Below are 16,888 nucleotides of genomic sequence, written 5' to 3'. Positions count from 1 at the left end.
TCGTTCCCGATCAGATCGGATGCCCCTCGGTATCGCGCAGCACCTCGCGCCGGCCGACATGGTCGGGGCGGCTGACGACGCCGTCGGTCTCCATCCGCTCGATCAGGCGCGCCGCCGAGTTGTAGCCGACGCGAAGCTGGCGCTGGAGCCAGGAGGTGGACGCCTTCTGGCTTTCGCAGACGAGCTGGATCGCGGCGCGGTACTGCTGGTCCTCCGCCGAATCCTCGCCGGTGGGCGCACCGTCCAGTGCGAAGCTTTCCGCCGGCTCCTCGGTGACCGACGAGATGTAATCGGGCGATCCTTGCGAGCGCCAGTGATCGGCGACCGCATGCACCTCGTCGTCCGAGACGAAGGGGCCGTGGACGCGGACGATGCCCTTGCCGCCGGGCATGTAGAGCATGTCGCCGCGCCCCAGCAGCTGCTCGGCACCCTGTTCGCCCAGAATGGTGCGCGAATCGATCTTGGAGGTGACGTGAAAGGAGATGCGCGTCGGCAGGTTCGCCTTGATGACGCCGGTGATGACGTCGACCGAGGGGCGCTGCGTCGCCATGATCAGGTGGATGCCCGCCGCGCGCGCCTTTTGCGCGAGGCGCTGGATCAGGAATTCGACCTCCTTGCCCGCGGTCATCATCAGGTCGGCCAGCTCGTCGACGATGACGACGATCTGCGGCAGCACCTGATAATCGAGCTGCTCCTCCTCGTAGAGCGGCTGGCCGTTCTCGCCATAGCCGGTCTGCACCTTGCGGCCGAGCGGCTGGCCCTTGGCACGCGCCGCGCGCACCTTGTCGTTGAAGCTGGCTAGGCTGCGCACGCCGACCGACGACATCTGGCGATAACGATCCTCCATCGTCTCCACCGCCCATTTCAGCGCGCGCACCGCCTTTGCCGGATCGGTGACGACCGGCGACAGCAGATGGGGGATGTCGTCATACATGCTGAGTTCCAGCATCTTCGGATCGATCATGATCATCCGGCACTGGTCCGGGGTCAGCCGGTAGAGCAGCGACAGGATCATGCAGTTCAGGCCGACCGACTTGCCCGATCCGGTGGTGCCTGCGACCAGCAGGTGGGGCATCGGCGCCAGATCGGCGACGACGGGATCGCCCGCGATGTTCTTGCCCAGGATGATTGGCAGTTGCGCCGCCTGATCCTCGAAGCTTTGCGAGCCGACCAGTTCCTGCAGGCTGACCGATTCGCGCTTGGCATTGGGCAGTTCGATGCCGATGACGTTGCGACCCGGGATCACCGCGACGCGCGCAGAGATGGCGGACATGTTGCGCGCGATGTCGTCGGCCAGCGCGATGACGCGGCTGGCCTTGATGCCGGGGGCGGGTTCCAGCTCGTACATCGTCACGACGGGGCCGGGGCGCACCTCGGTGATCGCACCCTGCACCTTGAAGTCGTCCAGCACGTTTTCGAGCAGGCGGGCGTTGCGCTCCAGCGCGGCCTTGTCGACCGGCCCCGCGGAGGAGGGCGGCGCCTCCACCAGCAGGTCGAGATCGGGCAGGACGTAGCTGTCGCGCGGTTCTGCGGGGCCTTGCGCCTTGGCCTTGGCCGGGGCCGGCGCGATCTGGCGATCGGCGATGACGGGGGCGGGACGCGGATCGGCCTCCGCGGGCGCACGCTGCGGCAGGGCGCGGCGCGCCAGCGTCAGCGGCTCCTCGTCATCCTCCTCGTCGCCCATCCAGGCGTCCTCGCCGGCCAGTGCATCGGCCCGCGCACGGCGGCGGCGGAAGCGGAAGCGGCGGTCGCCCAGGTCGATCTCCAGGCTGCGGCCCCAGACGAGGATACCGGCCACGGCGAGCGCCAGCCCGATGCCGCGTGCGATCCACAGCGCCGCGACCGGCTCGCCGATAAAGGCCAGCGCCCAGTCGACCGATCCGGCGACGGCCAGGCCAACGATGCCGCCCCAGCCGGCGGGCAGCGCCATCACCGATGCATCGGACACGAAGGCCAAGGCGCTCGCCATCAGCGCAACGCCCAAAGTTGCGCTGCGCAACATGCGGACCCAGCGCCCCAGCGGCAGGTCGCGCCACAGCCGCAGCCCCAGGATCGGGCCGATTGGCAGCAGCAGCGCCACCGCCGGACCGAACAGGCTCAGCGCGACATCGGCGATCCAGGCACCGGGATGACCGACCAGATTGGCGGGCGACGCCCCCGACGCGGTATTCAGCGCCGGGTCGTTGCCGTGATAGCTGGCCAGCGCCAGGGCAAGGATCGCGGTGGTGACGAAGATCGCGATGGCGGTGACCAGTGCGCCGCTGCGCACCGCGCCCGCCTTCATCGTCTCGCGCCACAATACGGGCTGCGCGCGGCTCGCCATGGTCGAAAACCCCGGATATCCTGAAGAAACGGCGAAAACCATTGCGCGCGGGGGGAGCGGCGTCAAGGGAGCGGCGTTGTAGCGGAGCGCTGCGGAAGGTAGAGCGAGGCATGAACAGCGACGTCATCATCCTGGGCGGCGGTTTGGTGGGTGCGACCCTGGGGGTCGGGCTTGCCGCGCACGGGCTCAACGCGATCATCATCGACCCCGCCGATCCGGCGGTCACGCTGGCGCCCGGCTTCGACGGCCGCGCCTCTGCGGTGGCTAGCGCCAGCGGGCGGATGCTGGATGCGATCGGCATCGGGGCACGGCTCGCCGGCAAGGGCTGCGCGATCCGGCACATCCGGGTCAGCGACGGGCTGGAGCCGGGGGCGCTCGACTTCATTCCCGACGCCGATGACGGTGCGCTTGGCACGATGTTCGAGAACAAGCTGCTGCGCACCGCGATCCATGAGGCCGCGGTGGTGGCGGACGGCGTCGACCTGCGCATGAAGACGCGCGCCACCCATGTCGAGCGCGGCCCCGCCGGCGTGACCGTGACGCTGGATACCGGCGACGTGATCCGCGCGCCGTTGCTGGTCGCGGCGGAGGGGCGCAACTCGCCGACGCGCAAGGCCGCCGGGATCACGGTGGCGCGCTGGAAGTATGATCATGCCGCGATCATCGGTGCCTTCCACCATGAACGTGCCCACGAAAACATCGCGTTCGAAATCTTCTATCCGACCGGTCCCTTCGCGCTGCTGCCGCTGCCCGACGACGAGATCGGCCACCGCTCCGCGATCGTCTGGTCGGTCAAGGGTGCCGATGGCCCGGCGATGCTCAAACTGTCCGACCGCGCCTTTCTGGCGGAGGCGGAAAAGCAGATGGGCGGATTTCTGGGCAAACTCAGCCACGCCTCGCCGCGTGCGAGCTACCCGCTCGGCTTCCACCATGCCGCACGGGTGACGGCGGAGCGGCTGGTGCTGGTCGGCGACGCCGCGCATGGCATCCACCCGATCGCGGGGCAGGGCCTCAACCTGGGCTTCCGCGACGTGGCCGCTTTGGTCGAGGTGCTGGTGGAGGGCAAGCGCACCGGGCTGGACCTGGGCGATGCCGCGCTGCTGGCGCGCTACCAGCAGTGGCGGGGCCTCGACACGATGATGGTCGCGGTGGCGACCGACGTGCTCAACCGCCTGTTCGGCGTTCCGGGCAGGACGGCGAGCGCGGTACGGCGCTTCGGTATCTCCGCGGTAAATCGCATCCCGCCGCTGAAAGGCCGCTTCATGGCGGAAGCGCGCGGCGAAAGCGGAGAACTGCCCAAGCTGTTGCAGGGCGTGCTGGTTTAGATTTCCCGCGCTTCTTCCACCAGCATCACGGGAATGCCGTCGCGGATCGGATAGGCGAGGCCGGCGGCTTCGCTCACCAGTTCCTGCGCGGCTTCGTCGTGGCGCAGGGGCTGACGCGTCACCGGACAGACGAGACGTTCGAGCAGCCAGGGGTCGAGGGTCATTGCCCGTTCCTCATCGGCCGTTCCTCATTGCCCTTCCTCATTGCAGCGTCACCCGGTCTTCGCCGTCGTGGCGGCCGAAGAATTGCATCAGCTGGATGATGAGCTCGGCGCGCGTCTCGATATCGCTTGCCTCCAGCAACGCCTGCTTGGCCGCGGAATCGAAGGGGGCGATCTGGGCGATGCCATTGACCAGGCTCATATCGTCCAGCCGGCTGACCGCTTCCCAGTCGACCGCATAACCCTGAAGATCGGCGAAGCGGCGCGACTCCATTTCCAGCGACGAACGACGGGCGATCGACAATTGCTCGTCATCCTCGACCGCCAGCAACTCGGCCTCGACCTGGCGGAAGGGGGTGGATACCTTCAACTCGCGCACGACGCGGAACAGCGCCACGCCCTCCAGGATGATGTTGTAGCGTCCCTCGTCCAGCGCCTCGACCTCGGCGATCTTGCCGACGCAGCCGAGATTGTAGAGCGCCGGCACCTCGCCCTCGCCCGAAGGCTGGATCATCCCGATGCGCCGGTCGCGCGCCATCGCGTCCGAGACCATGGCACTGTAGCGCGGCTCGAAGATGTGCAGCGGCAGGTGCATGCCGGGAAACAGCAGCGCCCCCGGCAGCGGGAAGATCGAAAGCCTGGTCATCCGAACAGGATCGCCGACAGCCGCCGGCGCTGTTGCGAAACCCAGGGGTCGGTCATCCCCACCACCTCGAACAGTTTCAGGAGCTGCTGGCGCGCGGCGTCCTCGTTCCATGTCCGGTCGGCGGCGACGATGTGGAGCAGATTGTCCGCCGCGCCGTCGCGGTCGCCCGCGGCCATCTGGGCATTGGCGAGTGCGAAGCGCTTTTCATGATCGTCCGGGTTGGCCTGCACCTCGGCGGCCAGCCCGGCATGGTCCGCCACCGGTGGCGCGGAGCGGGCAAGGGCCAGCGTCGCCTGCGCCCGCTGGATGCCGGCATCCTTGGCCAGTTCCTCGGGCAACGCGGCGATCGCGGCTTCCGCCTCGTCGTTGCGGCCGGCCGCGACCAGCGCGCGGATGCGGCCGGACAGCACGGCGGGATGCTCGGGCGCCATCTCGACCAGCTGGTCGAAGATCGCCAGCGCACGCTCGGCATCGCCTTCGCCCAGCACCTCCTCGGCCATGGCGATCAGCGGTTCCAGTTCGGCCTCCGCCTCGCCCGCCTCGGACTGGATCGGCAACTGGCGCAGCAACTGGTCCAGCATGGTGCGCAGCGCGCTTTCGGTGCGCGCGCTGGTCAGGTCGGCGACCAACTGACCCTGGAACATCGCGTACACGGTCGGGATCGAGCGGATCTGGAATTGCGTGGCGATGAACTGGTTCTTGTCGGTATCGACCTTGGCCAGCACCACGCCCTTGTCGGCATAGGCGGCGGCGACCTTTTCCAGAATCGGAGTCAGCGCCTTGCACGGCCCGCACCATTCCGCCCAGAAATCCAGGATCACCAGCTTCGTCATCGACGGTTCGACGACGTCGTGGCGGAACGCGGTGACCGCGTCCTTCTCGGCGGCGGACATTCCCAAGGTGGCCAAGTGCAACTCCTATTCTTCTTGTGCGCCTATGTGGGCGCTTCGTGCGATCAATGGAAGTCCCGCGACTTCGGCAAGAGACGGGCATCGCGGGGATGGGCGGCGCGCGGGTCGGGGCTGCGCGTATAGACCGGGCGCAGCACGCCGTCGGCGCGGGCGATCGGCGGCGTCATCGGCTGGCCGTCGGACAGGCGGGCAAGCTCGTCGCTGCGATCGTCGACCCGCACCGTCATCAGGTGGATCACCCCTTCCTCGCTACGCTGGATCACCCCGTGCAGCACCATCAGCCGCGCCGCCATCACCGCACGCCGGTTCGCCTCGAAATCACGCGCCCACATCAGCGCATTGACGATCCCCGTCTCATCCTCGATCGTGACGAATATCGCATTGCCCTTGCCGGGGCGCTGGCGGACCAGGACCACGCCGGCCACCCGGGCGCGGGTGCCATCGCGCATCGCCTCCGCATCGCGGCAGGACAGCACCCCCTCGGCCGCGAAAAGCGGGCGGAGGAACGCCATCGGATGTCCTTTGAGCGAGAGGCGGGTGGCGCGATAGTCGTTCGCGACCTGCTCGGCGAGGGGCATGGGCGGCAGCTTCGCATCGGGTTCGGGGGCGAGTTCGGGCGCCTCCATCGCGGCGAAGAGGGGAAGCTGCCTGGGTGGCGTGCGGCGCGCCTCCCACAGGCCGGTACGGCGATCGCGGCCCAGCGAGCGATAGGCATCGGCATCCGCGAGCAGGGTCAGGGCGCGTTGCGGCAGGCCGGCGCGCGCGGCGAGATCCTCGATCGCGGCATAGGGGGCATGCGCGACGATCTGTGCCGCCCAGGCTTCGCGGAACCCGTCGATCTGGCGGAAACCCAGGCGGAGCGCGAAGTCTTCGAGTGTGTTGTCCCACGCGCTGGCGTTCACATCGACCGGGTGGACCTTAACCCCATGCTGGATCGCATCGCGAACCAGTTGGGCCGGCGCGTAGAAACCCATCGGCTGCGAGTTGAGGATCGCACAGGCGAACACCGCCGGATGGAAGCATTTGATCCATGACGAGACATAGACCAGCCGCGCGAAGGACAGGGCATGGCTTTCGGGAAAGCCGTAGGAGCCGAACCCTTCGATCTGCTTGTAGCAGCGTTCGGCAAAGTCGCGGGGATAGCCGCGGTTCACCATGCCTTCGACCAGCTTGCGGTGGAAATCGTGCATGCCGCCGACATGACGGAACGTCGCCATCGCCTTGCGAAGCTGGTTCGCCTCGTCCGGGGTGAATTTTGCCGCGACGATAGCCAGCTTCATCGCCTGTTCCTGAAACAACGGCACGCCATAGGTTTCGCCGAGCAGGGCGTGCAGCTCGTTGGCTGGCCCGTGTCGCGGATCGGGGGAGGGGAAGATGACCGCCTCTTTTTTGGCGCGCCGCCGCAGATAGGGGTGCACCATGTCGCCCTCGATCGGGCCGGGGCGGACGATCGCCACCTGTACCACCAGATCGTAGAGCTTTTCCGGTTTCAACCGGGGCAGCATGTTGATCTGCGCACGGCTTTCCACCTGGAACACGCCGATGCTGTCGCCCTTTTGCAGCATCTGGTACACGCGTGGATCTTCATCCATCGCGACATCGTCCAGGTGCGGGCGACCCAGGCCGTGGCGTTCCATCAGGTCGAATGCCTTGCGGATGCAGGTCAGCATGCCGAGTGCCAGAATATCCACCTTCATCAGGCCAAGTACGTCGATGTCGTCCTTGTCCCATTCGATAAAGGTGCGACCCTCCATCGCACCGTTGTGGATCGGCACGGTTTCGTCCAGACGTCCTTGGGTGAGCACAAAACCGCCGACATGTTGCGACAGGTGGCGCGGGAACGTCAGCAGGCGATCGACCACCATGCGCAACCGTGCAATCTCGGGATTGTCGAGGCTGAAGCCGGTTTCGCGAAAACGCTTCTCCTCGAAATGGTCGGCGAAGCTGCCCCAAACGGTGCTGGTCAGCCGCTGCGTCACATCCTCGGTCAAACCCAGCGCCTTGCCGGCTTCGCGCACCGCGCTTTTGGGACGGTAGTGGATAACCGTTGCTGCGATCGCTGCGCGGTGGCGACCGTAGCGCGTATAGATGTGCTGGATCACATCCTCGCGCCGTTCATGTTCGAAATCAATGTCGATATCGGGCGGCTCGTCACGCTCGGCCGAGACGAAGCGCGAGAACAGCAGGTCGTGCCGCATCGGATCGACCGAAGTGACGCCCAACAGGAAGCAGACCGCGGAATTGGCCGCCGATCCGCGTCCCTGGCACAGGATCGGCGGATCGAGCGCACGGGCAAAGCGGACCAGGTCGTAGACCGTCAGGAAGTAATGCGCATATTCGCGTGCATGGATCAGGGCGAACTCGTCGCGTAACAGCGTAACGATGCGATCGGGAACATAGCCGTCATAGCGGTCGATGGCATGTTGCCAGGCGACATGTTCCAGCCAGTCCTGCGCTTTCCAGCCCGGCGGCACCGGCTCGTGCGGATACTCGTAGCGTAGCTGGTCGAGCGAAAATTCCATCCGGTCCAGCAACAACAGGCTTTCCGCCAACGCCTCCTGCTGATCCGCGAAGAGCCGGGCCATTTCGGATGCCGGCTTCAGATAACGCTCGCCATTGGCGGCAAGCAGGCGTCCCGATGTCTGGATCGATCGTCCTTCGCGGATGCAGGTGACGATGTCGTGCAGGGCACGATCCTCGGCCTGCGCATAGCGGACATCGCCGGTGGCGAGCAGCGGCACGCCAAGAGAGGCCGCCAAGCGGGCATGACGCCTCAGGCGGCGTCGATCGGCACCGGCCCTGGGCATGGATACACCCAACCAGACATGGCCGGGTGCCAGCGATGCCAGCATGCTGAGCGTCGCGGCAAGGCTGGGGTCGCCACGATCCGGGGGCAGCATCGCGCCCGGCATCGGCTCCACCGGCCGGGCACTGCTGGTTGGCAGGACGATCAGCAACAGATCGCCTAGGTGGCGGCGCAGATCGTCAAAGCCCAGGATGCATCCGCCTTTGTGTGCACGGCGATTGCCTTGCGACAGCAGCCGCGTCAGGCGGCCCCATCCGGCACGATTGGCCGGATAGATGACGATGTCTTGCGTACCATCAGTGAAGACGAGCCGTGCACCCACGGCCAGTTTGAAGGAAAGCGGCGGCAGGCCGTCATCCTTTACCCGACGCTGTGCCTGGCATAGCGCATCATAGGCGCGCACTACTCCTGCCACGGTGTTGCGATCGGCGATCCCGATCCCGGCATGCTCCAGTGCGACCGCCTGCATCACCATGTCGCTGGGATGGGAAGCCCCGTCCAGGAATGAGAAGTTCGTCGCCGCGACCAGTTCGGCAAAGCGGGGCGGGTCGGGTGTCATGCAAACAGGCCGTGCACGTACCAGCGGGGGCGTTCGGTTTCGCTGTAAAGACCATGGCGGAAGATCCAGAAGCGACGGCCGCGCACATCCTCCACACGGTAATAATCGCGCGTCGGGATCGCCTGCTGCCGGCGCCACCACTCGCCCGCTATCCGCTCCGGTCCCTCGGCCCGCGCCACATCATGCAACCGCCGCCCCCACCGAAAGCGGGCGGGGGGGCCGTCGGGTGTTTCGGCGGCGAGGGTTTGGATGGGTTGGGGGGGGTCGAAGAGGTAGATGGGGCGTAGGGGGGGCTCGCCGGGGTCGGGGGTGAGCCAGCCGGTGTCGGGCGGGGTGGGGGCGGCGGCGGCGAGCAGGAGTTCGGCCTGTTCGGGGATGTGGCTGTTGCGGGGGGCGATGCGGCGTACGCGGCTGCGGCCGAGGCGGGTGCTGAGCCGGTCGACCAGCGCTGCCACCTCGCCGGCCTGCACGGCACCCCCCTCCAGCCGTAACTGACTGGCATCCAGGCGTTCTGCAAGCGCGACGTCGAGCTGGATCAGGTCATAGCCGAAACCGGGATCGAGCGGATCGGCGAGCGCATCGATCCGCTCGCGAAACAGGCGGAGCAGCAGTGCCGGGTCGCGTGTCGGCTGCCCCGTTTCGATGCGCAGCCGTTGCACCTGCCCATCGGCGCGGAACAGCCGCACCTCCCACCGGCGACCGCCCTGGTGGCGTTCCTCCAGATAACGGCCCGCCTCCGCCACAAGGTCGCCGATCACGCTCAGCACATCCTCGGTCCGGGCGATCGGTTCGGCAAAGCGGTGTTCGACCTTGATGGGGGCGACGGTCCGGCGGACGGTGAGCGGGCTCTCCGCCTCGCCCGCCAGCCGGCGGATCGCGGTTGCCGCATCCGCCCCGAAGCGCGCGGCGATGGCGGACAGCGGGCGCGCCATGACGTCACCGACCAGCTTCAGCCCGGCCGCGACCAGCGCCGCGGTCGCATCGTCATCCAGTTCGAGCGCGGCGACGGGCAGGCGGCGGATCGCGCGCGCCTCGTCCGGCGCCGGGCCGCCGGCATGGCGGGCGAGTGCGCGTGCCGCCTCCGGCGTATCGCCGAATGCGTGGCGCACCAGGATGCCGCGACGGGCCATCCGCTCCTCCACATCCAGTGCAAGCCGCCGCTCGCCCTCAAAGGCGTGGGTGCAGCCGGCGATGTCGAGGATCAGCCCATGCGGCGGGTCGAGCGCGATCGACGGCGTGTAGCGCGCGCAACCGTCCGCCAGCCGTTCCAGCCATTCCAGATCGGCATGCGGGTCGTGGGGAAACACCTCCAGCTCGGGCACGCGGGCGCGGGCATCGGCCAGCGTCAGTCCGGGACGCAGACCCAGCGACGTGGCGGTGCGATCCAGCGCGGCGAGGCGCACGGCATTGCCCAGCGTTTCCACAAAGGCGACGGGTGCCTCATCGCGGCCGACGAACAGGTGCGGGCGGCATCCGCGCAGCCGCTCGATCGACACCCAGGGGAAGTGAAGCGCCAGATAGCGGCGCGGGATCGAAGCTTTGCGTGTCACGGTTCCACTCCACGCGCCAGCGGGTGCCGGCAGGCCCCCGACGTCGGCGCAGCAATTCCACATCGAAAGCGGGGGCGCCGGGGGCGTCCGCCTCCAGCCGGGCGGACAGGGCCGGCGTCACCCCCCAGCGCGTCGCCGCGGCGGTGGGGCTGGGTTCGGCATCGACGCGCAGGGCCAGGATGGTGACGCCTGACACTTCGGCTGCCAGCATCAACCGGCGCGTCGCGGTCAGGTCGTATCCGGGCATCCGGCCCCGACCTTCCACGATCAGCGTCGCAAGGCCGGGGCAGCGCGCGGCATCGGCGGCGGCGCGGAGCAAGGCCGCATCGTCCTCCACCACCGCCAGCACCAGCGCGGCAGGGTTCAGCCCCATCTCGATCAGCCCGGGTCCGTGCAGCCGCCCGGCGGCACGCTCCGTATCCTGGTTGCGCAACCACAGCAGCGGCGTGCCGCGCGCCGCCAGGGTCAGCGCAACCGCAAAGCCCGCCGCGCAGGCCCCGTCGGCGTCGTCGACGGCAAAGATTTCATGCAGCTGGCCCTTTGCCAGCCCGTCCGCCAGCCAGGCATCCGGCGCCTCGGCCTCCGCCGCCTCATGGGAAGAGGCGTTGGCTAGTTGCCGCAGATGGGCGATAAGGGCGGCGGAGTCGGTCACGTATGTTCTTGTAATGTTCTATTGATCCATTCGCCAAGCCACAAAAGTTCAACAATGGGGTTGCCACACTCAAAACCCACGGCTAATAGCCCGCCCACCCCACCGGAACATCGCCGGTCGGAACGCCAGAGCGGGCGTAGCTCAGGGGTAGAGCACAACCTTGCCAAGGTTGGGGTCGAGGGTTCGAATCCCTTCGCCCGCTCCAGTTCGCTGCCATGAAGCAGCGAAGCAGCTTTATCGAACAGCAGCGAACACAGACGGCGTCACAGCGTGGCGACGATAGTGTTGCTTTACCATCTCGTAGAGTTCCCTCGGAAATTTCATGAAGACGGGCAGGGTTGCCGCAGTCTTTCGGAGCCGTTTTCTGCGTTTTCGTCGTCATGCCCCGGCTGCACGCCAGCCCAAGGGTTCAACGCGCGTGGATAAGTCGGTGCACAGGGATCATCATATGCGGGGGAGGCTTTGATGAACACTGCGGTTGCACCAACGGCGACACGGATGAAATCCTATCCTGACGCCCTGGCATGCGTCGAACAGACCGAAAAGATCAGCAAGCTGGTACCGCTGGCCATCCTGGGGGTGCTGGTCGGCCTGCCGATGCTGTCGTCGCTGTTGAGCTTCAGGCTGGGTGAGGCGCTCTTCAGCGGGATCATCATGTTCCTGATCGCAGGCGTGGTCATAAAGATCGTCGATGCGGTGATTCTTTCGTCGATGCGCGCGGTGCACTATCGCGGCGTCGCCAACCGGCTCGCCGCCGCGGTGCAGGCGGTGCCGACCGCCGTGTCGCAGTGGCGATCCTGGTGGCAAGGGGCGCCGGGTGCGCTGGCGGTGACGCAGCGCGGCGACCTGGTGGTGATCGACCGGTCGACCAATTACGAGGAATTGTGGCTGCACCCGTCGCAGATCTCGAACGTCAGCGTCGAGCGTGAGGCGACGCAGATCACCAATACGCGCCATGGCGGGCGCTTCACATTGGGGGGGGGGGCATCGAGCAGCGGGCTGTTCGGTGGCTATACCTTTGGCGGGCGATCGCGTTCGACCACGCACACCGTGGAGACTGCGTTTCTGGAAATCCGCTACCAGTTGGAGCGCAACGGCATGACCTACACGACGGTCATCCCGTTCGGCGACGACCGCCGCGGGGCGGATGCACTATGTGCCACGATCAGCCGCCTGGAGCATGACGCGGGCTGATCCACCGGCTCGTCGGCGTCTGCGATAGATCGTTGCTCCCCCGCGTCCCCGTTCCCGCCCTTGCAGGGAACAGGGACGCGGCCGGTTTCAGCGGCCCAGCAGGACGCGGGCCTGGCCCGCGATCTGGGCGAGCATCGCCGCATTGGGCTGGGCAGCGTTGCGGGCGCGGTCGATCACCGCCTTGAACTGGCCGACGCGGCTGGCACGGGCGGCCAGCCACTGTTCCACCGCCGCCTCCGGATCGATGCCGGCATGGCGGCCGAGGAATTCCAGCCGGAGTTGCTGGAAATCGCGGGCCAGACCGGCGATCAGCAGGCGCTCCCACGGATCGCTGGGGGTGATGCGCGCGGCATTGGCCTGTGCCCAGTCCAGACCCAATGCCTGGCCGAGACGGGTGAAGGCGCGGGCCAGCACCACCTCGTCCAGCGACAGGCGGCGACCGAGATCGGCAAGGCCGACGGCACCGTCCAGCTCGAACAGGCGAACGACCTTGCGGACAAGCGCCGTCGGTGCGCCCTTGGCCTCCAGCTCGTTTGCAATGCGGCTGCTCTGCGCCCGCGCCTCCTCCAGCAACAGGCTGGGTGTCTGCGTGTCGAGATGCGCAAGACCCTGCGCCAGCCGGTCGAGTGCCGCGCCAGGGGTGGTGCCCGCCGGCGTGACGCGCAGCAGGTCGGCGATCTGCGAGCGAGTGACGAAGGCGATCTCCTCGAACAGCGCGATTCGCGCCGCCTCCGGCATCGCGGTCGCCTCTACCTCCGCCCAGAGCGTCGGCAGATCGAACAGACGCTCGGCCACCACGAACATCGCCGCGATGTCCGCCATGCCGGCCCCTTCTTCCTCCGCGATTTCGAAGGGGAAGAGGATGCCGAGGCGGTTGACGATGCGGTTGGCGAGCTTGGTGGCGACGATCTCGCCGCGCAGGCGGTGCGCGTCGATGGCGTCGGCGAAGCGCGCGCGCATGGCGGGGGGGAAGGCGGCGTAGAGGTCGGGAGCGAGGTCGGGCTCGGTGCCGAGCTTTGCGGTCTCGATCGCGTCCTGCAGCGTCAGCTTGGCGGTGGCGAGCAGCACGGCAAGCTCGGGGCGCGACAGGCCATGCCCGTCCTGCCCGCGGCGCAGCAGGATGTCGGGCGCGTCCAGCCCCTCCACCACGCGGTCGAGGCGGCCGGATTGTTCGAACATCTCGATCAGGCGGACATAGCTGGGCATCGCGGCGGCGCCGTCCGCCTCCGCGATCGACAGCGCCAGCGTCTGGAGGCGGTTATCCTCCAGCACCAGATGCGCGACATCGTCGGTCATCTCGGCGAGCAGGACGTTGCGATCCGCCTCGGCAAGCCGCCCCTCGATCAGCTCGCGGTTGAGCGCGATCTTGATGTTCACCTCGTTATCCGAGCAATCGACGCCGGCCGAATTGTCGATGAAGTCGGTGTTGATGCGCCCGCCGATGCCGGCAAAGGCGATGCGGGCCGCCTGGGTGACGCCCAGATTGGCGCCCTCGCCGATCGCGGTGACGCGCAGTTGTTCGGCATCGACGCGCAGCCGGTCGTTGGCGGGGTCGCCGACCGCGGCGTTGTTTTCCGACGCGGCCTTCACATAGGTGCCGATGCCGCCGAACCAGAGCAGATCGGCGGGTGCCTTCAGGATCGCGGAGATCAGCGCGGTGGGCTCCATCGCCTCTGCGGTGATCCCGAGCACGGCGCGCGCCTGGGGCGAGAGGGGAATGCGCTTGTCGGTGCGGGCGAAGACGCCGCCGCCTTCCGAGATCAGCGAGGCATCGTAATCGGCCCAGCTGGAGCGGGGCAGGGCGAACATGCGCGCGCGCTCCTCCCAACTGGTCGCAGGGTCGGGCGTCGGATCGATGAAGATGTGGCGATGGTCGAAGGCGGCGACCAGCTTGATCGCCCTGGACAGCAGCATGCCGTTGCCGAACACGTCGCCCGACATGTCGCCGCAGCCGACCACGGTGACGGGATCGACCTGAACGTCCACCCCGCGCTCGGCGAAATGGCGCTGGACCGAGACCCAGCCACCCTTGGCGGTGATGCCCATCGCCTTGTGATCATATCCCTGGCTGCCGCCGGATGCGAAGGCATCGCCCAGCCAGAAGCCGCGTTCGATCGCGATGGCGTTGGCCACGTCGGAGAAGGTGGCGGTACCCTTGTCGGCCGCGACGACGAAATACGGGTCCTCGCCGTCCAGAATGCGCACCGATTCGGGGTGGACCACCGCGCCGTCGACGATGTTGTCGGTGATCGACAGCAGCGAGCGGATGAAGATGCGGTAGCTTTCCCGCCCTTCCGCGAACCAGGCGTCGCGGTCGGTCGCGGGGGAGGGAAGCTGCTTGGGATAGAAGCCGCCCTTGGCGCCGGTCGGCACGATCACCGCGTTCTTCACGCGCTGCGCCTTCATCAGGCCCAGGATCTCGGTGCGGAAGTCGTCCCGCCGGTCGGACCAGCGCAGGCCGCCGCGCGCGACGGGGCCGGCGCGTAGGTGAATGCCCTCGACACGGGGGGAATAGACCCAGATCTCGCGCCACGGCAGCGGCGCGGGCAGGCCGGGGATGGCGTGGCTGTCCAGCTTGAAGGCCAGCGCCTCCGCCGCGGCAGGGGCAAAGGCGTTGGTGCGCAACGTGGCGGCGATCAGGTCGCGGATGCTGCGCAGGATACGGTCGTCGTCGATCGCGGACACGGCATCCAGCCCGCGCTCGATCGCGGCATCGGCCTCGGCCAGATCGCCGCCACCGGCGGGGTCATGCGCGGCGGTGAAGCGATCGACCAGCGCGGCGGCGAGTGCGGGCGCACGGCGCAGCGCATCGACCACGGTGGCCAGGCCATAGGTGAGCCCGGCCTGGCGCAGATAGCGGAACCAGGCGCGGAACAGCACCACCGCACGCGGCGACAGGCCGACATCGACGATCAGGCGGTTGAACGCGTCATTCTCCGCCTTGCCCTCCAGCACCGCGGCGATCGCGCCTTCCAGCATGGCGGCATCGTTCGGGTCGGCACCGGCATCCGACTCGACCACGAAGTCGTGCACAAAGGCGTCGGTCTCGTCCTCCAGCCGGGTGGGCAGTTCGCCGATGACGCGGAAGCCGAAATTCTCCAGCACCGGCACCGCATCGGACAGGGCAAGGGCACCGCCCAGCTTGTAGATCTTGAACTGCCGCTCGGCGCCGGGTGCGGCAGGGAACAGGCGGACCGAGCGGTCGGCCGGGCTTTCCAGCGCGCTGAGGCGCAGAATGTCGGCGGCGGCCTCCGCCGGGCTGCTGACGTTGCGGTAGTTGGCGGAGAAGGTGTCCGCCCAGCGCAAGGCCAGACGTGCGGCGCGGGGCGCGGGCAACTGCTCGGCCAGCGCCGCCTCGACATCGGGCACCCAGCCGCGGACCATGCGGCGCAGCCGGTCGGCCAGCGGCTCGATATCGGGCAGGCGGCCCTCGCCCCGCAGGTCGATGGTGTAGCGGAGCAGCGCGACGACGCCGTCCTCCAGCGCGATCGACCAGTTGAGGACGCGGCCCTGCGCCGCCTCGGCCAGCATCTCGCCGATCGCGACGCGGCGGCCGGTGGTCAGATCGTCACGCGGCAGCCAGACGAAGCCGAACAGATGCCGGCCGAGCGCGGAGCGGACGAGCACCAGCGCGGGGCGCGGGCGATCGGCCAGCGACATCGCGGTCAGCGCCAGTTCCTCCAGCGCATCCGGCTGGAACGCGGCGATCAGGTCGTGCGGCAACACGGTGAGGGCATGCGCCAGCGCCTTGCCGGTATGGCCGCGCGGATCGAACCCGAACTTGGCCTCCAGCGCCGCCATGCGAGTGCGCAGCATCGGCACGTCCTTGGGCGGGGTGGCAAGCGCGGCGGAGGTCCACAAACCGGCATGGATCGACAGGCCGGTGATCGCGCCATTCTCGCGAATCGGCACCACCACCAGGTCCAGCGGCACGGCACGGTGAACGGCGGCGATCGCGTTGGACTTCAGCAGCAGGGGCGCTTCGCCGCCACCCGCGAACCATTGGAGCGCGAGTTGGCGGGAGCTGTCCGCCAGGATCGGCACGCTGCGCTCCAGCGTGGCGATGCCCAGCGCTTCGCCGGGGCGGCCATCGGCGAACCAGCGTTCGTGGCCGAGCAGCGTCAGCTTGCCATCGATGAACCAGCGGAGCAGGGCGGGCCCCTCGCCACCGGTACCCTCCGCTTCCAACCGGTCGGCATCGGCGGTGACGGCGGCCTGCATCGCACGCCAGTCGGTCACCGCCGCGCGGACATCGGCCAGCACCGCATACAGATCGTCGACCAGTCCGCGGCGGTCACGGGCATCGGCCCGCTCCATTTCCAGATAGATCATCGATTCGGGCGTGGCACCGGCCTGGTCGGCGCCGATATCGGTCAACTGGCCTTGCGCGTCGCGGGTGACGGGGACGATCGGATGGATGACACGGTCGATCGCCAGATCCTGCGCGCCAATCGCGGCGGCGACCGAGTCGACCAGAAAGGGCATGTCGTCGTTGATGACGGCCAGGCGCATGTGGCGGTGCGTGTCGTCGCCGGCGATCACCTCCAGCGCGATGGCCGGGCAGCCGGGTTTGCGCGTCGCTGCCGCGGCGGCAATGAAGGCAGCGGCATTCGCCACCTCATCCGGCCCAAAGCCCTGAAGTTCTCCGGGAAGCGCGCCACGCGTCAGGTGGGGGGCGAGGCGGGCAGCGATCGCTGCGGCGAGCGGTTGCGACGGGTTCGATGCCATGGTGGCAAGCCCTACGCGTCCGCTACCCGGCAC

At 68.1% G+C, this 16,888-nt stretch carries 10 protein-coding genes and 1 tRNA gene; 3 read left to right on the top strand and 8 right to left on the bottom strand.

Features of this window, described 5'->3' with window-relative positions; all coding sequences use genetic code 11:
• Positions 1-10: 10 nt before the first annotated feature.
• Positions 11-2,323: a DNA translocase FtsK gene (locus tag GQR91_RS04965; protein ID WP_112383887.1), complete on the bottom strand. Its 2,313-nt coding sequence runs from the start codon at positions 2,321-2,323 to the stop codon at positions 11-13.
• A gap of 110 nt (positions 2,324-2,433) precedes the next feature.
• On the opposite strand from GQR91_RS04965, the gene GQR91_RS04960 reads away from it, so the two are divergent.
• The gene (locus tag GQR91_RS04960; protein WP_149681376.1) at positions 2,434-3,648 is read left to right on the top strand and encodes a UbiH/UbiF/VisC/COQ6 family ubiquinone biosynthesis hydroxylase; all 1,215 of its coding nucleotides are present in this window, start codon (positions 2,434-2,436) and stop codon (positions 3,646-3,648) included.
• On the opposite strand, the gene GQR91_RS04955 is transcribed toward GQR91_RS04960, so the two are convergent.
• From GQR91_RS04955 to GQR91_RS04930, 6 genes are all read right to left on the bottom strand, one after another.
• The gene (locus GQR91_RS04955; protein ID WP_149681375.1) at positions 3,645-3,812 is read right to left on the bottom strand and encodes a Trm112 family protein; all 168 of its coding nucleotides are present in this window, start codon (positions 3,810-3,812) and stop codon (positions 3,645-3,647) included. The two genes, GQR91_RS04960 and GQR91_RS04955, sit on opposite strands and share 4 nt — an antisense overlap.
• A 37-nt stretch (positions 3,813-3,849) precedes the next feature.
• Positions 3,850-4,455, bottom strand: a complete 606-nt coding sequence (locus GQR91_RS04950; RefSeq protein ID WP_112383883.1) for an LON peptidase substrate-binding domain-containing protein — start codon at positions 4,453-4,455, stop codon at positions 3,850-3,852.
• Complete coding sequence (locus GQR91_RS04945; RefSeq protein WP_149681503.1) at positions 4,452-5,348, bottom strand: tetratricopeptide repeat protein; 897 nt, start codon at positions 5,346-5,348, stop codon at positions 4,452-4,454. Before GQR91_RS04945 ends, GQR91_RS04950 begins: the two co-directional genes overlap by 4 nt.
• A 62-nt stretch (positions 5,349-5,410) precedes the next feature.
• Positions 5,411-8,731 (bottom strand): error-prone DNA polymerase, encoded by a 3,321-nt coding sequence (locus GQR91_RS04940; protein WP_149681374.1) that lies wholly within the window; start codon positions 8,729-8,731, stop codon positions 5,411-5,413.
• A complete protein-coding gene (locus tag GQR91_RS04935) occupies positions 8,728-10,263 on the bottom strand; it encodes a Y-family DNA polymerase (protein ID WP_149681502.1) in 1,536 nt (511 codons plus the stop codon). The genes GQR91_RS04940 and GQR91_RS04935 overlap by 4 nt, the downstream gene beginning before the upstream one ends.
• Positions 10,172-10,933 carry a hypothetical protein gene (locus GQR91_RS04930; RefSeq protein WP_112383880.1) on the bottom strand — a complete coding sequence of 254 codons (762 nt, stop codon included), beginning with the start codon at positions 10,931-10,933 and terminating at the stop codon, positions 10,172-10,174. The genes GQR91_RS04935 and GQR91_RS04930 overlap by 92 nt, the downstream gene beginning before the upstream one ends.
• A gap of 130 nt (positions 10,934-11,063) precedes the next feature.
• Between GQR91_RS04930 and GQR91_RS04925 the strand changes: the two genes are divergently transcribed.
• Together GQR91_RS04925 and GQR91_RS04920 are read left to right on the top strand one after the other, a co-directional pair.
• Positions 11,064-11,138, top strand: a tRNA-Gly gene (locus GQR91_RS04925).
• Positions 11,139-11,431: 293 nt separating this feature from the next.
• Positions 11,432-12,127 (top strand): hypothetical protein, encoded by a 696-nt coding sequence (locus tag GQR91_RS04920; RefSeq protein WP_211368567.1) that lies wholly within the window; start codon positions 11,432-11,434, stop codon positions 12,125-12,127.
• Positions 12,128-12,214: 87 nt separating this feature from the next.
• On the opposite strand, the gene GQR91_RS04915 is transcribed toward GQR91_RS04920, so the two are convergent.
• Positions 12,215-16,855 (bottom strand): NAD-glutamate dehydrogenase, encoded by a 4,641-nt coding sequence (locus GQR91_RS04915; RefSeq protein WP_149681372.1) that lies wholly within the window; start codon positions 16,853-16,855, stop codon positions 12,215-12,217.
• Positions 16,856-16,888 lie beyond the last annotated feature (33 nt).

The organism is Sphingomonas carotinifaciens (assembly GCF_009789535.1).
Lineage (GTDB): Bacteria > Pseudomonadota > Alphaproteobacteria > Sphingomonadales > Sphingomonadaceae > Sphingomonas > Sphingomonas carotinifaciens.
This window is presented reverse-complemented; position numbering and strand designations above follow the sequence as displayed.

Excerpts from the sequence above, each read along its gene's own strand:
- GQR91_RS04915 (WP_149681372.1), bottom strand. The coding sequence starts at position 16,855 with ATGGCATCGAACCCGTCGCAACCGCTCGCCGCAGCGATCGCTGCCCGC.
- GQR91_RS04955 (WP_149681375.1), bottom strand. The coding sequence starts at position 3,812 with ATGACCCTCGACCCCTGGCTGCTCGAACGTCTCGTCTGTCCGGTGACG.
- GQR91_RS04945 (WP_149681503.1), bottom strand. The coding sequence starts at position 5,348 with ATGTCCGCCGCCGAGAAGGACGCGGTCACCGCGTTCCGCCACGACGTC.
- GQR91_RS04920 (WP_211368567.1), top strand. The coding sequence starts at position 11,432 with ATGAAATCCTATCCTGACGCCCTGGCATGCGTCGAACAGACCGAAAAG.
- GQR91_RS04965 (WP_112383887.1), bottom strand. The coding sequence starts at position 2,323 with ATGGCGAGCCGCGCGCAGCCCGTATTGTGGCGCGAGACGATGAAGGCG.
- GQR91_RS04940 (WP_149681374.1), bottom strand. The coding sequence starts at position 8,731 with ATGACACCCGACCCGCCCCGCTTTGCCGAACTGGTCGCGGCGACGAAC.
- GQR91_RS04960 (WP_149681376.1), top strand. The coding sequence starts at position 2,434 with ATGAACAGCGACGTCATCATCCTGGGCGGCGGTTTGGTGGGTGCGACC.
- GQR91_RS04950 (WP_112383883.1), bottom strand. The coding sequence starts at position 4,455 with ATGACCAGGCTTTCGATCTTCCCGCTGCCGGGGGCGCTGCTGTTTCCC.